Genomic DNA, 15,349 nt, shown 5'->3' on the forward strand with positions numbered 1-15,349 from the left:
CCCGCCCTGCGCCAGGCCGAGTGGCATCGCACCTGTCCGGACTGCGCCGTATCGCGGAGGGAGAAGTGCGCGCCGGGTCGCGGCGGCCGTTCCAACACCCACCGCAGCCGGATCGACTCGGCCCGGCGGGCGCTTCGACCTTTGCCTCACCGACAGGTGCTGCCCGCTGTGGCTGAGCGGCCGAGTTGGCCAGTAAGCACTTCAGTTGGCCACCTCCGCGTTCAGTGCGGAGCGCGGCTATACCACCGCTTCGGAATCACGAGTTCGGCCGGTCGATGAGCCATCGCGTTTGAGCTACATCGCCGCTGCCCACCGCCTGACTGGCTCTGGCAGCGGTGTAGAAGCGGTCTCGGTCTTTGTCGCTGTACGGCAACCATCCAGTCGAAGTCATCGTCAATCGAATACGGGTGCGATTAGCGATCCATGCACCCTTGCACGGCACCTCGCGGTCAGGCACGCTGGCGACATAGTGAGCCTGTGAGCGAGTGCCTGATCCGGGAGGTGGCATGGAGGCGATGAGTCCGCAGGGCGCATTGTTGACTCTGTGCATCGCCCGCCTGCCTGACCGTTCGCTTCCGCGGCACGCTTGGGCTGCGGAGGTACTGGTTGAGCAGCTTTGGGCCTGCTCCGTTGGAGCCGGTCGCGAAGAGTGGCGCCAGCTTCTGGCACCGATGATCGCCGAGCAAGGCATCGACGCCCGCCGTGTCCGAGGCGAGGTCTGGCAACTCGCACGCAGCGGCGCTCTCGAACCGGCAGGTATCGGCCACCTAGCGCGGTTTACCGTGACTCCGGAAGCTGTCGAGGAGTCCAGGTCTGTGGCACCGATTAAATGCTCGGCCGAGGCCGACGAAGTACTGACGCAGGCAGTCGATCGGCTCACAGCTCGCTTGTTGGCTTCCTCGAAATAGGCCAACGCCTTTCCGTCCTGCAGCGTGCCGGCCACCTGCGACGCACCGACACGCCGCCAGGAGGCCTGCTTGCGCCGCAGGAGGGTTAGCTGGACCCCGCCGTCGGCGGAAGCCGCCGTGACCCTCCAGCTCTCGTCCTTCCACAGATGGGGGGCCTGCCAAGTGCCGGGCTCGGTTTGCTGCCAATCAGCGATCTTGACTGCGGCCAGGTCCGTACTCATGTCGCGAGCGGTCGTGAAGCGCCGGGCCGGGTCGGTGTGTGTGACCTTGGCTACCAGCTGACGAAGGCGTCGGCAGACCCAAGCGGGCAGTTTGCGGTCCTCGGTACGCAGTGGCGGAAGGCCCTGTTGGAGCGCGTCGACGACGTCGGTGCGGCTGTAGGACGCGTAGTCGAACTTCCCCGCCAGTAGTTCCACAAGGACCACGCCAAGGGAGTAGAGGTCCGACGCTGCGGTGACGCGCGGTCCGATCATGATCTCTGGGGGCGAGTAGAGGTGCGCCACTTGAATGGCTGGCGTGGATCCAGAAGCATCCATCCGGCCAGCCACGCCCAGGTCGCCGATCTTGACGAGGTCGGCATCATCGGTGAGGAACAGGTTGGGGCTCTTGATGTCACGGTGCAGGATTCCGTGGTGCTCGTGCATCTCCCGCAGTCCCTGAAGCGCCGACTGGATGATTTGGAGGGACTTCGTTGGCGTGAATGTCCGGCCATCCTCCAGGGCGTCGGTGATGCTTCCCGCCTCGTAGTACGGCATGAGGATCTCGATCACGCGCATGGGCTGCGGATAGCCGGGAACCCCGGCCACGGCCCGCATAGGGACGATATTGCGATGCTTGATCCTCTCCATGAGCTGAGGCTCGATCAGATCCGCGTCGTCGTGAAACTCGGCAAGATCGACGCACTTGCCGACAAGCCAGTTCCCCAGGTGAGGGTCCCACCACACGTGTACTTCGTGGACGCCCAGCGGCATGCTGTGCAAGGACTCGTAGTCCAGGATCAGGCGTCGCTTCTGCTCGGTCACCGCTCTACTCTCCGTTGATCGGGGTGACGCCGGGGCTACCGGTCGGCCTGTGCGTTTGACTCGTTCAGCCCGGCGAGGGCCGCCGCAAAGGCATCACCGCGCCCGGCCCAGTACCTGGGACGGGCTGAGAGACCCAACTGCGCCAGGTCGATACTGTCAACCGCGGTGGCCGGCACGCCGATGAGTTTGCCGATCTTCTCGGTCTTCCACTCCTCACAGCGGATGCCTTCCTCGTGACAGGCAAGCTGGACTAGTTGTTCTGTCCCGGGAGGTTGTGGACGAGGGAGCCAGATCTCGGCTGAGGGATCTTGAAATGAGTGAGGGCCTTCCGGTTCGGTGTGGATTGCGACGTCTACACCGACAGAAAGGTCCTCGTGCCCCACCGTAATGCACCCCTGACCGAGACCGGCCGTCTGCGTCTGGCTCGCTGCGTGGTCGAGGACGGCTGGACCCTGCGCAGGGCCGCCGAACGCTTCCAGGTCTCGCCGACCACCGCCCAGCGGTGGGCCGACCGCTACCGTCGATCCGGTGAGGCAGGCATGAGCGACCGCTCCAGCCGCCCGCGCACCAGCCCGCGCCGGATGCCGACCCGCATCGAGCGGCGGATCATCAAGGTCCGCGTTCTGCGCCGCTGGGGACCGGCCCGCATCGCCTATCTGCTGCGGTTGAACCCGTCCACGGTGCACCGGGTCCTGGCCCGCTACAAGCTGGCCCGTCTCGCTCATCTCGACCGCGCTACCGGGCGGGTGATCCGCCGCTACGAACGGTCAGCGCCGGGCGAGTTGGTGCACGTGGACATCAAGAAGCTCGGCAACATCCCCGACGGCGGCGGCCACAAGACCCTGGGCCGCCAGGCCGGCCGCAAGACCCGCTCCGGCGTCGGTTACAGCTACCTGCACAACGCCGTCGACGATCACTCCCGCCTCGCCTACAGCGAGATCCACGCAGACGAGAAGAAGGAAACCGCAACCGCCTTCTGGGGCCGGGCCCAGACGTTCTTCGCCCAGGCCGGGATCACCGTCCAGCGGGTGCTGACCGACAACGGCTCCTGCTACCGCTCACGCGACTGGCGCGAAGCCCTTGCCACAGCCGGGATCACCCACAAGCGAACCCGCCCCTACCGGCCGCAGACGAACGGCAAGGTCGAGCGCTTCAACCGCACCCTGCTGGACGAGTGGGCCTACGCCCGCCCCTACCGCACAGAGACTGAACGACGCGACGCATACCCCGGCTGGCTGCACACCTACAATCACCACCGCGGACACACCGCGCTGAAAGGCCAACCACCCGCCAGCCGCGTCCCCAACCTCACGGGTCAGTACAACTAGTGCTTCCAGGGACGCGCGGTCGGCGGCCTGCCGGTAGGCCCACTGCGCGTTCTTGCGGGTGGCCACCACGATCACGAGGTCGGGCGACAGGCCATGGATGTCTTGCTTGATGCGACGGTAGGTGTCCGCGATGAGATCGGTCCCCGTCAGCCCGTCCGCCTTGCCCAGACGCTCAGGGGCGCCAGAGATCGGGGATATGGCGGGATCGGATCGGAGGGCGCCGTACTGGAGGGCGCCGGCGGCAATAGCGATGCCAAGGACTTTCACGTATCCATTGCTTTCAGACGGGGCAGGGGAGTCGCGGGCAAGTGCGGTCGTGCGGCAGAGCTGGTGGTTCAGCTGCGGACCAGGTGGAGACTGGGCCTGGATGGCGGAGGTCTGGCCTCCACCACCGAAGTTTGAGTGGCGTGGATCACCGAAAACCGCGCTGGTCACACCGGCTGCAATTCGCCGTGTCGGCAGGGGCCCGCTGAAGAACCGCGCTACGCCGCGACCGCGGCGGCGTTCACCTTCCGTCGCTTCGGCGGACCGTAGGCCGGCCCGTGCCGCGTTCCCCCTCAAGACGCAGGCCCACGCTTGGGGCGCCGATATGGAGACTCAGTTCGCCCGTGGCGCCCTGCGAGACGCACGTGCGGGCGAGATCTCCTTCAACGACTGGCACAACCGATGGTGGAACGCCCGCATCGTCGAGCCCCACACCCTGCGGGGCGACGCCTCCAGCATCAGGAACCACGTACTGCCGTATTTGGCCGACTGGGAGATGCGGGCCATCACCCGCATGGACATCCAGAGCTGGATCCGCGCCCTCGTGGAGAAGGGCGCGGGAGCATCCGCGATCAAGCGGGCCTACAACCTGACGTCCTCCATGATGCGCGCGGCCGTCGACGACGACGTGATCGCGGTGAGCCCCTGCCGCAACATCGACCTGCCCGCCATCGCGGTCAAACCGCCACAGTGGTTCATGCTCGACCAGGCACAGAGCATCCTGGACGAACTGCCCACGCCTTGGCGGACGATGTGCCTGCTCGGCTTCTACACAGGGCTGCGCTGGGGCGAACTCTCCGGTCTTCACCGCCACCGCATCGACCAGCGTCGATCGCGCTTGTTCGTGGTGGAGGTCAACACCAAGAGCGGCATCAAGGAGTACCCGAAGAGCTCCAAGAGCCGCCGTGAAGTCCCGCTTCCGCCTCACGTCCTGGAGGCCCTCGAACGCCACATTCACCGGCTCGAACGGGACGACGTGGTGTTCACCACCATCACCAAGGGCCGTGCCGGTCGCCTCCTCAGCGACAGCAACTGGCGCACCCAGACGTGGTGGCCGGCCGTTGATGCCGCCTGCTACTTCGACGGCGACGGCGAGCAAAAGCCTGTCCCGCACTACCCGCCGCACTCCATGCGCCACACCTGCGCCTCATGGCTGGTCCAGAAGGGAGTCTCGCTCTACGAGGTCCAGCACCTCCTCGGTCACGAGAGCTTCCAGACCACCCAGCGGTATGCCCACCTACAGCCGGACGCGCACAAGGCCGTGCTCGGAGCCTGGGAGCGTCTTGACGCCCCGCTGACCATTGCCGCATAGACGTCCTTCGCCCTGTCCTCATGGACAGGGCGAAGGCGTCTGTGTGTCTGCGGAAGGCTCGGTCAGGGGCGCCGGTCGGTCGGCTCGTCCTTTCTGGGCGAGGCCAAGGGCGACTGAGCACTGGATGCCTGGTCGGGTGCGGTGGCTTGGTGGCCGTGGAGTCGATAGACCATGTCGTCGGGGCACCGGTCCAAGCGGGTCTGGCGCCAGGCGACGTCGTAAGACAGGGCTGTTGCGCTGCGCCGCTGAATGAACAGGGCTCGGAGGCTGGTCAGAGGGGCCAACAGCATGCGCCACAGGGCGAGCTTCATGGGTGCGCCCTTCGGGGTGCTCCGTCAGACCCGGAAATGTCCACTGCTGCGATGCCGCTGGGGAGACTGCCGCCGTTGAGAGCCTTCAGGGAGTCGGACAGAACGACCATCGCCTGCTGTCGCTTCTCGATATCCGTGAACCCTCGGCCGACCTGCTCCCATTGCTGCAGGAGCGGGAACCACCAGCGGTCGCAGGAGCAGATCAGGCGAGCAAGGCGCTGGAGTTCGGCAACGTGTTCGTCGACCAGGGCGCCGGGGGCATGGTGTTCGAGTTGGTCCAGGACGACAAGGTCCGGGTGATCGTAGAGGTGGTCCTTCAGGAAGCGCAGGCGGCTGATTCGTTGCTTGTCCGCGGCCTGCTGTGCCAGTAGCTCCTGTGCTGCGCTGGGCAGACCGAGAGCCGCGTGGACGTTCAGCAGGCAGTAGTCAGGAGCACGACGAGGCAGTCGACCGAGGGCGGCATTTACGGCGTCCTGCACGGTAGGCACGTCCGAGGCTCCCAGACGCGCCGCCGTCTCGGCAGCCGTGGCATGCACCGCGGTGCGTACTGCGTTTTCCACGTTGAGAGGCACACGCCACAGTGGTCGCCAGGTGATCGTGTACACGGCCTCGAAGGCGATGCCGTCGGTGGCGCTGGGCAGCAGACGCGGCTGGATGGACGTACTCGTACGGACGGCGCGGTGCCATGGCCACCTCATGCGATGCTCTCTTCGAGCGGGAAGACCCTGTGAAGACGGCCATCGACCAGATGGTTGTAGAAGTCGTCGGCCACGCTCACGCCCTCAGTGGTGGAGATGCCACGCAACCCGTTCATGAGCTTCATGCCGGCTTCGAACATGTTGTGGCCGCGCAGCGCCGGCAGGAGCTGGTCGCGCAGCTGTGTGTAGGTGCTGGGTTTGTCGGCACAAGTACGGATCCAGTCCGTCAGGCGCGAGGTGACCTCGGCAGCGGTTTTCGAAGAGGAGAGCAGGTCGTGGACGGCGCGCTGTACGTCGATGTCCGCGGGAGGGGAGTCCACGAGCCACGGCGTGCTGTCGTGGCGGACGGTCATCAATGCAAGGAAGGCCAGTGCGCCGCTGCGTGCGGAGGAGACCTTGCCTTGCTGCCAGCTCTGGACTTCACCGACCAGCAGTCGCTGGGCGACGGTGGGGTGTTGGACCAGAGCGTCGAAGGCAGCCTGGACTTGGCTGACTACGGTGGGGTCGCTGTTCTTGTGCGCGACGCGGCGCAGGCGCACCATTGCCCGCTTGGCCAGAGAGGTAGCGACGGAGGAGTCCTCCAGGATGCGTTGGCACAGTGCAATCACGGCGGGCGCGTAACTCTCCTTCTCCGCCCACCCGTAGAGCGCTTCCCAGGCCAGGCGCCCGACGTGTTCGTTGTGCACGGCGCTTTCCATGACCGCACCAAGCACCTTCGGGTGGCTGCCGCCGACGAGTTCGCCGAGCGTGCTGAGGTAGTCCACCGTTCCGTGCCGCACAGTGAGCTCGGCCAGCGCAGCCACTGCGTGATCTTCCGGATCGGCGCTTTGAGCTGTCGCGACGAGCCAGGTCAGCAAGGGCTTGCGCATGACGTCGTAGTTGTCCCAGACGTACTCCAGCACCGCGCGCCCGTAGGCGGGCCGGTCGAAAACCACAGTGTCCTGTAGGTCGACTTGGCCCCCGACATCCTGGATGCGTCGGCGCATTCCCCGTCCGGCCAGAGCACTGAGGGTGGGTGAGATCCCTGGTACTGCGCCGGGAGCGGCGGGGGTGTCTCCGATGGCGTCCAACAGAGCGGCTGCACTGCGCGCCACGGTGGGCATGGGTGCGGACTGCTGCACGGCCAGGGCCAGCAGCAGGCAACGGTCCTCGACGGTGAGTGAGGGGTTGTCGTGGGTGTGCCGGCTGTTCATCTCACCGAACCGGCTGTCGAGTTCACCGCGCCAGTCGGTCAGCGCCGCGATGATGCGTTCCTCGAGAGTGCTCTCGGTTTCACCCTCGCCTTCGGCCTGTACGAGCGACGGCTGGGAGTCGGTGTGGCTGTGTTCCTTCCAGGCCATCACGACGGTGTGCGCGGCCCGCACGGCGGCCACTGCCGTCAGTCCGCGTAAGGACGTGGTGGCCTTGGGGAAGGAGCGCAGTGATGTGACCAGTTGGTCGTAGCCGTTGGCGGTCAGATGCGCCTCAACCACGTGCTGGGCATTGGGCGCCTCGTGCAGATGAACGACTTGGATGCCGTCACGATCGCTGAGGCGGTGGTCCTTCCACAGATCCTGCGCGACGGTCAGTGCGAGATAGGAACGGCAGTCGCGGAGGTGGGAGGCGTGTTTCGACAGGGCATTCAGGAAGTCGGTGGATACCTGGTCGTTCTCCGGGTGCTTGAGATCGAGTTGGTACGCATGCCTCTTCTCCAGCGGCAGGCGCCCTTGACGGGGGGTGTCCCAGTCGGCGTCCAGCTGGACGATGGTGGTGTCGGCAGCAGTGCGCTCGGCCAGTAGCCGCAGAGCGAAAGTCGTGGAGCCGCATGAACGGGGCGCCACAATGACGATCACGGGCTGGCGAGGACGGCCGGTGACGGGGTCGACGATCTGCTCCCAGACCGTGTCCCAGTGCGGGCCCCGAACGAACGGCTGGGCGAGCAGCCTTTCGTGACTGAATTCGACGCCCTCCAGCAGATCCCGCTTTCGGGTCTCCAGGATCAGTTCTTCGATGACGTTGGCGACGACGTCAACGTCCCCGTGGAGGTGTGTTGCTGCACCCCCGGTTTCGTGCAGGTGCGGCGTGGGCTGAACACCATTCGTAGACGGGGGAGCGGGGGACGGAGATGGGTCGTCGAGACTCGGGTCCGGGTGATCGGGGGTGACGGCGCCCGGACGCCAGCGACGCGGCAGCCAGCTGCCGGAGCCGTTGGACTGACCGTCACCGGGTTCGCTGGTCGGCGGATTGGTCTCGGAGCGGGTGGGGTCGAACGGGTCGTCAGACATGCGGGAGCTCCAGGGTGGGTGTGGGGAGATGGGCAGGGGAGGCGGTTGGGTGCCTCATCGCTGGCGACGGTCGATCCGGACGGTTCCGATGTGACCGGCGATAGTCGCGTCGTTGACCTGCTGGTGGAACTGGAAGGTGCCGCCGCTGCCGACAACCGGTGTTGCCTGCGCATCCCTCGACTGCGGCGCAGAGGAGGGAGAAGGAGTCGGCGGTGCGGCGTCGGCGAGATAGGGGCGTATGGCCGGTCCGGTCAAGCCCGGAACGTGGATTCGGCAGGACTGCTCGAAGCGGGGTTTGTCGCTGACGCGGGCTACCGCATCGAGGAAGTGATGCGGGCCGAGATCCGGCGTGCGTCCCGCCTGTACGGTCCGCTGGTAGACGACCTCGGAGACCGCGGCCGCGAGGAATGCACCGCAGTCCTTCGCGGCGGACAGTGCCTGGCGGGCTGCCTGGCTGTTGAGCAGTCGGGCGGTCTCGTTGATGGCCTTGCCGCGGTGGTCGGGGAGGGACAGGGTGCCGACATGCAGGCTGGCGCGCAGTCGCAGGAGCGGACTGCTGGCCAGCCTCTGTCGCTCGTAGCGCACCAGCGCCGCATTGAGTCGGCCCAGCAGCGGGTCCACGAGCCGGGCCAGCACCGAGGGCGGGAAGAGCAGGATGGCCCCGTCGCCACTGTCCTTGTAACCACCGGGCAGCGCCTGCGGATCGGGCAGCTCACATTCGGCGAGCACGGTTGCGACGATGTCGTCCACGTCGCACCGGGCGGCGGCCATCTTCGCCTCGGGGATCTGGCTGTACTTCTCCATGTCGAGTGCCACGAGCGCGAGTTCGGCGGGAACGTCCAGGGGCTCTGCGTGCAGCGGCGCATCCATCGGGCACCGTCCTTTCAGTACAGGCGGTCAGGGAAGTGCCCATGCTGTTCCGGTGGGACGGCCATCGCTGCCCAGCAGTGGGCACGCCTCAAGTGCGGCCTGTCACTCCTGCGTACGCGCGTGCGACTGAATCGAATGGATGTCGCGAACGAGGAGCCCGCCACCGGAGGCGGTGCGGACCCAGTCCTGCTCGCGCCACGGCTTGAGCGCGTTGACCACCGCGTTGCGGGAGGCGCCGATCATCTGGGACAGCTCCGTCTGTGTCAGACGCACGGCAAGATCCGAGGCCGAGGTGGATGCGGCTTCGACCAGTCGGGACAGGGCCGAGGCCAGGCGCAGTGGCACTGACGCGGTGGCCAGTTCGAGGCGGACAGCTTCCGACTCTCTGACCCGGGCGATGGCATGGCGCAGCAGCGGGGCGAGCAGATCATGCTCCTCGACGAACGTGAGGAAGGCGGCAGCCGGGATGATGCGGATGCGGCAGGTCTCGGCGGCGATGACCGTGGCGGTACGCGGCTGTGAGTCCAGTACGGCCAGCTCCCCGAGCAATTCGCCGGCGCCGCGCACAGCAAGAAGCGTCCTTTGCCCGCAGTCCCCGGCCAGGGTGATCAAAGTTGACCCGGACTCCAGCACGATCACGTGCGTTGCTGGATCTCCCTGGCGGAGCAGCACGCTCCGAGCGGGCCTGACGCACTGCGGTGCGAGTGCCTTCAGGCGTGCCCACAACTCGTCGCCGATCACCATGGCATGCGGCTGATACACACGTCCCCCTGCTGTGCGGCCCCGACACACTTAGGTGATCGTCTCAACTAACCAGAATGTTGCTCAATAGACATATTCCAGCCATCGGGAGCGCTGCTAGGGCAAAGTCGACGGCCAAACGGACCGACCGCAGCTTCCTGTCCGCGAGCCAGGCAAGCACCTGTAGCCGGTGGGCCTCGGCATGCCGTTCAAGCTCCCCGCGCGCGGCAGCACTGACACCGGCCCGGTCGTGTACGACCGCCTCGCTCATCAGCTCGGCGCGTAATCCCGGCCGTGGCACTACGGGGCGCAGGGTGAGCAACGCAGCCACTATCGCGGCAATCAGTAACAGACACATCAGTACTTGGGAGATCACCGCGAGCAGGGGCATGCCGTCTGCGCTCGACAGCACGGCGACCCCCGCGGCCAACAAACCGCCGGCTATTCCACACAATGCCGTGGCTTTCGTATCCGCCCGCTGCACCTCGACAAAGGCACGCTCGGCATGTCCTTGCAGCCGCTGTACCTCCGACGGAAGCCCCCATGGCTCGTACATACCGCCCACACCCTCCGCAGCTGTTGCGTGTTCGTCATGGCAGTGATCAGCTTGCTCGCGGTCGCCAAGGTGTGTTGCCTAGCGCAGGGCACGAGGCGCGCTGGGTTCCTCACACCTCGACCGTGGAAATGCGGGAGTCGACGAGTCAGCGTGGACGTGGGGCGCACGGCGGAGTTGGATGTCATCCGGTAGGTCGGTGTCACAACCGAGGAAGCCGCGGAGGATCGCGTTCTCGCGGGCCCGCGAGCTGAGCAGTGGCCCGCCTTGGGAAGTCCTAGCTGCGCGACCTGTGACGCTAACAGCACAGGCCACCGCGCCCCCACACGGGTACGGAGCAGGAAAGGGTGGCTCTGGGTGTGGTGCGCAAGGCACTCGCCACCGACGACGTCTGGCTGCGTGACCTACGGGCCCAACGCGGCATCGGCGCCGACGCGCTGGACGCATTGACGCGGTTCTACGAACTCAAGGCATACAAGGACGCCGAACCGGACAGGGTGCTGCTGACGCCTGCGGAGTTCCAACGAGCAGCGGAGAACGACGGCTTCTTTCTCGTCACCGTCTGCGGACTGGAGGCCGGAACCGGCCCCGTCTCCGTCGCATCATCCCGCAGCCGCTCCAACAACTGACTTGCCGTCCGAGCAGCAGTGTGACGGTCACGGGCATGAGGGCCCGCACAGCCGCGTGTACCGACTCGAGGAGGCGATATAGGCCAGCTGGCCGTGGCGTTCCGAGACGTGGCGCTCGAGGCAATCACATCCGCCAAGAGCCGTGTGTGCAGCCCGGCGACGGCTCGCGATCTGGCTGGGTCGCGATCGGCCCGTGCGACCCCCGAGACACAAGGTGACACTGGCGTTCGACCTGCACTCTTCCGTCCGGTACATGATTCACGCGGTGGAACTCGTCCGGGACGGTCCGGTCAGAGTGGTGTGCTCAGTAGGTCGACCGTCCGCATCAGTCGCTGGCAGGAGGGGCGTCGATCGCCAAGCCGGTTCGGACCCTTGTCAAGCGTCCAACGAGAGCATGCGGCGGCCGTGCCCGATTGCTGTCGAGGCGACGTCAGGCAGCGGAGGGGTGGTGCGCGATCAGTGCCCGCGCGAGGTGGTCGGCGACTTCATCGGCTCCGGCCTGCAGGGCCGCCAGGGTGACGGACTCGTCGGGTTCGGTACGTAGGGCGAATGACCTGCCGAAGCCGGCGAGACTGGCTGTGCGTCGTGACTGACGTGGGTCGAAGGTATCGATGCTGGTCATGGCGGGCTCCGACACGCCAGCAGCCACCACGATGCGGTCTTGCCTGATGATATTCAACGCGCCGGTGAACTTGAGCAGTTCGGCGATCTGCTTGGGCAGGGCGTTGGGATCGAGGATCGGCCCCATACTGTCCTGGGGAAGCATGGCCCGGGTGGAGAGCTGGCCCGTCTTGTACAGGCGGACCTCTACGAGCTGGCCCGGACGGGGCGTGTCCCACGAACGGGGGCGGCTGGCCGGGACGGAGACGGCCACATGGCCCTGCGACCGGGAAAAGCTTAGGGGGACATCGTCCTCGACCATACCGGTCATGCGCACACGACCCGGCAGCGAGTGGCCGAGCGCCTCTAGTTCCCTGGCCGAGTAGCCAGCAGAGTCCAGCGGTAGGACGTGCAACTCCAAAAGGGTGGCCACGCCGGCGGTCTGGAGGCCGCCTGCACCCTCCTCGAGGGTCCAGTGCAGGGCGGGTGGCTGGGCCAGCTTGGCGAAGGCCAGGGGGGACGGGCCCGACTCCAGCTCCCGGATCTTCCCGGCGACCTTAGGGAGCAGGTCCGCGGCCGTGCGGAAGCTGTCGCGGAATACACCGGTGGCGTAAGCCTCCACTACGCGTGCGAACTCGTGCTGACTGGGCTCGAAGGTCACACCCAGCTTGCGATAGACGAGGCGGGGCGTACCTGCTTGCTGGGCTGCTACCCACTCGTCATGGGTTGCTGACTGCCCCGTCTCGGGGAACACATGGCCGTAGTTCGGGCCGAGGAGGAAGAGGCACGCGTCGGCGGTCGACAGGGCTTTCAGGCAGGCTTCCCGGCTCGGCGTGGTCTGAGCGGAGAAGTCCTCGAACCGGACCGGGGTGTGCCCGAGAGCGCGGACCAGCCCGTCAAGGGCGTCACGCTCCTCTTCCAGACCTCTGCGGGCACTGCTGATGAAGATCCTCACGCTACGGTGTCTCCACTGCTGAGGGTTCTGCTGTGAGGCGAACCAGGTGGCTGGTGCAGGCATTCAACTGGGGGTTTTGATGCCCGAGGTGTCGGAAGAGGCGATACGTGCCTACTGGAAGGAGCACCGCGAGCAACTGCGGCAGTGTGAGACCCAGCGCTCCACATTGACGAACCTCCTGCTCATCGTCACGGCAGCCCTAAGCGGTCTGATCGTCCAGCAGAAGTTCACGCTGAATGTCATGCCCTTGTGCCTCTTCGTCGCGACGACTGGAGTCTACGGGGCTGTGGCGGTGGCCAAGTACTACGAGCGGGCCTGCTACCACCTCACCCAGGCACGGGCGTTGACCCGAGACCTGGCGGACCGGGGCGTGCTGGGGTCCGATGAAGGGCTCGCCCGGGCACGCGTGGCGCACTACGGCGAGTTTCCCCGGCTGCACCGCATTCGGCTTCACCGCCTGTGGGTAGGGCTGCACCTCGCTATAGCCCTGTACGGGCTCTCCCTCCTTCTCGTCTGTGTGATTGTCGCCTGACGACTCAGGGAGAAAGAGCACAACACGCGTGCGGCGCTCTAGTGTGGTCAATTGCCGCCTGAGTAGAGGCTGTCGCGCTACCTGCCTGGATCCTGTGGTCCGCTCCGCTCCTTCGCGGCACCGCCAGGTTGTCTCCACAGCACCCCCCTGCTCGGAATCAGGGACCGTTCGCTAGTACGGCCATCAGCCGCCGCCCCTCCGCGGCGCTTAGACTCTCACCGTGGTAGGAGAGGACGCCCACTTAAAGGGAATCTCGGGAGCGAAGAGAGCCAAGCTCTACCTCGAGGGCACGATGCGGATCTGTGGGGCCTTCGCGAACACGGACTCGGACGCCTGGGCGAGGAAACTGACACTCGCCTGGCCGGAGGGCGGACAGACCTTCTCCTTCGACCTGGGCGGGTCGATGCGGGGCGCCTCGTACCATGGCGACCAGTTCTGCGCGGAGGTCAAGCACTATCAGGGGCCGGCGGACCAGGGCACTCACTTCGTCGAGTTCCTCGCCAAGTGCTACGTCGCGCACCAGGAGAAGTACCTCTTCGGTGATCACTACATGTGGATCACCTGGGCCCCCTTCAATGTGAACAGTTGGTCGCAACTACACGAGCCGCAAAGGATCGAGTCCGCTGTCGTCCAACACCGGCAACGCATCTTCGGTGACGTCTCCGAGGACGAGGCCAGGAAGAGGATCGACGCGAACGCGGTCCAGAACGTGTCCGAGCGCGTGTGGCGCATCGTCTTGTCAGAGAAGCAGGAGGGTTTGCTGCCCCTCACCGAGTGGCGGGCCATCCTGGCGCACGAGCTGACCCTAAAGGGGGAGTGGTGAACGCCGTCGTATCGTCGATCGCCGAGGCACTCGAGGCGGACGACCCGTACCGCTCGTTCGCCGAAATCAAACGACTCCTCGAACAGCACCTTCGGCAGATCAATCCGCAGATCCGGACCAGGCGCACCGGATACTATAACCACACCCACATGCCGGACCTGGTCATGCGATGGCCGCACGACGACGACCTCAGTGACCGATACGTCTACCTGCGCAGCACGACGGACGCGCACGAGCTCGGGTTCGACATCAGGCGCCTTGCTCGCCAGGACCGGCCCATTGTTCTGGCGCTCGGCGCTCTCCGCCCGTCCTTCGACGCCCGCACCCTGGATTCGCTCGCGATCGACCACCACACCCTGGTCTTGGACTTGGCGGCTTTCGCGGAGCTGACCGCTGGCGAGTCGGCCGACGCCGCGTTGAGGCGTCTGATCGCGAACACCGTCATTGAAGGCGGCCAGGGCCTCCTTGACGAGCGCTCCGTATCCCGGCTGGCCCGTGCCATGACGACCGGTGCGCAGGCAGCCCGCCGCGGTGAGCGTGAGGGGACTGAGGACGCGCTTGCCTTTGCCTCGGACACGCTGTCCCCACCGATCGCGCGCCGCCTGACGGCCTTCTTGGGTACCTTATGGCGCGCTAGTGGTGCACCGGTTGCCGCGCTCGAACGCGCTCCCAAATATCCGCAGCAACTGGACGAGTCGTCGCTCGATTACCTCCTCGAAGGCCAGGAGATCCCTGATGGCAACTTCTGGAGCCGTATCGCCCGTGAGATCACTCTGGCCGATCTGCTGCGGCACGGCAGGATCACCGCCACCGACAATCTCCAGCACCTCATGCGCGCCGCGATGAGCACATGGAACGCCCGGGTATGCGGCGTAGCCCCCTCCTCCGTCGCCGCTCGCCGTGGCGCAGCCCCCCTGCACTGGACTACGGGCGAGGGAGTCCTGAGCTTCGACGCGCCCGGCTTCGTTCTCACGCTCGCACAGAAGGTCGACCACCTGACATCGTCGGCGGCACGAGCGGCGTACGAGCTGCCGGCCCTCGACGAGGTCGGCAATCGTCTGCGGCTCCTAGGGCTGACCCTCAAGGCCATCACACTGGTCAACGGTGGCGGAAAGGTGGCGTACGAAGGAGAGGTGGGCGCCTTGCATGGGGACCGTCTCCGCCACCTCAGTGAATCTCTCGGACCTGGAACCCTGGTCAGGACACTCGAAGCAGCCCTGCCGCCAAGTGGCGTACCGGTGAGGTACAACTTCTCCACCCGGACCGCCTCGGTAAAACCACCCCGCGGCAGTGTCCCCCTACTGGAGCTCGTGAACACGTCCATTCGACTCTTCACGGACCTTTCCCAAGCGGAGGAGGAACGCCTCGTCGAGGTGATCCCGTCGGGCGGCCGCACCCTGCATGCTGGAATCGATCACGACATGCAGGGGACAGAGCCCCCCGCCGACTGACGCGCGGCGGGTCCACAGTGGGCACACCGACACGACTCCACCGCGTGAGGCTCCGTACCACGGGAGGTACTGCCGTACTGCGGGTAGC

At 66.2% G+C, this 15,349-nt stretch carries 13 protein-coding genes; 6 read left to right on the forward strand and 7 right to left on the reverse strand.

Going from position 1 to position 15,349, the window contains the following annotated elements; all coding sequences use genetic code 11:
* Positions 1-256 precede the first annotated feature (256 nt).
* Complete coding sequence (locus tag QQS16_RS30190; RefSeq protein ID WP_286065204.1) at positions 257-1,930, reverse strand: serine/threonine protein kinase; 1,674 nt, start codon at positions 1,928-1,930, stop codon at positions 257-259.
* A 374-nt stretch (positions 1,931-2,304) separates the two neighbouring features.
* Between QQS16_RS30190 and QQS16_RS30195 the strand changes: the two genes are divergently transcribed.
* Together QQS16_RS30195 and QQS16_RS30200 are read left to right on the forward strand one after the other, a co-directional pair.
* Positions 2,305-3,258, forward strand: coding sequence for an IS481 family transposase (locus QQS16_RS30195; RefSeq protein WP_286061462.1), 954 nt, complete (start codon positions 2,305-2,307; stop codon positions 3,256-3,258).
* Between the two features lie 589 nt (positions 3,259-3,847).
* A complete protein-coding gene (locus tag QQS16_RS30200) occupies positions 3,848-4,834 on the forward strand; it encodes a tyrosine-type recombinase/integrase (RefSeq protein WP_286065205.1) in 987 nt (328 codons plus the stop codon).
* A gap of 307 nt (positions 4,835-5,141) precedes the next feature.
* Here QQS16_RS30200 and QQS16_RS30205 read toward each other — a convergent pair whose 3' ends face one another.
* From QQS16_RS30205 to QQS16_RS30225, 5 genes are all read right to left on the reverse strand, one after another.
* The gene (locus QQS16_RS30205) at positions 5,142-5,750 is read right to left on the reverse strand and encodes a hypothetical protein (RefSeq protein ID WP_286065206.1); all 609 of its coding nucleotides are present in this window, start codon (positions 5,748-5,750) and stop codon (positions 5,142-5,144) included.
* An 89-nt stretch (positions 5,751-5,839) separates the two neighbouring features.
* On the reverse strand, positions 5,840-8,107 hold the full coding sequence (locus QQS16_RS30210; protein WP_286065207.1) for a hypothetical protein: 2,268 nt from the start codon (positions 8,105-8,107) through the stop codon (positions 5,840-5,842).
* A gap of 54 nt (positions 8,108-8,161) precedes the next feature.
* Positions 8,162-8,977, reverse strand: coding sequence for a hypothetical protein (locus QQS16_RS30215; protein WP_286065208.1), 816 nt, complete (start codon positions 8,975-8,977; stop codon positions 8,162-8,164).
* 102 nt (positions 8,978-9,079) lie between these two features.
* Complete coding sequence (locus tag QQS16_RS30220; protein WP_286065209.1) at positions 9,080-9,739, reverse strand: Crp/Fnr family transcriptional regulator; 660 nt, start codon at positions 9,737-9,739, stop codon at positions 9,080-9,082.
* Between the two features lie 43 nt (positions 9,740-9,782).
* On the reverse strand, positions 9,783-10,274 hold the full coding sequence (locus tag QQS16_RS30225) for a Pycsar system effector family protein (protein ID WP_286065210.1): 492 nt from the start codon (positions 10,272-10,274) through the stop codon (positions 9,783-9,785).
* 344 nt (positions 10,275-10,618) lie between these two features.
* Between QQS16_RS30225 and QQS16_RS30230 the strand changes: the two genes are divergently transcribed.
* On the forward strand, positions 10,619-10,900 hold the full coding sequence (locus tag QQS16_RS30230; RefSeq protein WP_286065211.1) for a hypothetical protein: 282 nt from the start codon (positions 10,619-10,621) through the stop codon (positions 10,898-10,900).
* A gap of 430 nt (positions 10,901-11,330) precedes the next feature.
* Here the strand turns inward: QQS16_RS30230 and QQS16_RS30235 are convergent, their stop codons facing one another.
* On the reverse strand, positions 11,331-12,455 hold the full coding sequence (locus QQS16_RS30235) for a DUF4062 domain-containing protein (protein ID WP_286065212.1): 1,125 nt from the start codon (positions 12,453-12,455) through the stop codon (positions 11,331-11,333).
* Between the two features lie 46 nt (positions 12,456-12,501).
* Here QQS16_RS30235 and QQS16_RS30240 point away from each other — a divergent pair, with 46 nt between their 5' ends.
* The 3 genes from QQS16_RS30240 (at position 12,502) to QQS16_RS30250 (ending at position 15,261) form a co-directional block, all read left to right on the forward strand.
* On the forward strand, positions 12,502-12,987 hold the full coding sequence (locus QQS16_RS30240) for a hypothetical protein (protein WP_286065213.1): 486 nt from the start codon (positions 12,502-12,504) through the stop codon (positions 12,985-12,987).
* Positions 12,988-13,207: 220 nt separating this feature from the next.
* Complete coding sequence (locus QQS16_RS30245) at positions 13,208-13,810, forward strand: hypothetical protein (RefSeq protein WP_286065214.1); 603 nt, start codon at positions 13,208-13,210, stop codon at positions 13,808-13,810.
* On the forward strand, positions 13,807-15,261 hold the full coding sequence (locus tag QQS16_RS30250; RefSeq protein ID WP_286065215.1) for a hypothetical protein: 1,455 nt from the start codon (positions 13,807-13,809) through the stop codon (positions 15,259-15,261). Before QQS16_RS30245 ends, QQS16_RS30250 begins: the two co-directional genes overlap by 4 nt.
* Positions 15,262-15,349: the final 88 nt, after the last annotated feature.

The organism is Streptomyces sp. ALI-76-A, assembly GCF_030287445.1.
Lineage (GTDB): Bacteria > Actinomycetota > Actinomycetes > Streptomycetales > Streptomycetaceae > Streptomyces.

Bases quoted from the DNA above. Each gene is read 5' to 3' on its own strand.
- QQS16_RS30225 (WP_286065210.1), bottom strand. From the start codon at position 10,274: ATGTACGAGCCATGGGGGCTTCCGTCGGAGGTACAGCGGCTGCAAGGA.
- QQS16_RS30215 (WP_286065208.1), bottom strand. From the start codon at position 8,977: ATGGATGCGCCGCTGCACGCAGAGCCCCTGGACGTTCCCGCCGAACTC.
- QQS16_RS30200 (WP_286065205.1), top strand. From the start codon at position 3,848: ATGGAGACTCAGTTCGCCCGTGGCGCCCTGCGAGACGCACGTGCGGGC.
- QQS16_RS30210 (WP_286065207.1), bottom strand. From the start codon at position 8,107: ATGTCTGACGACCCGTTCGACCCCACCCGCTCCGAGACCAATCCGCCG.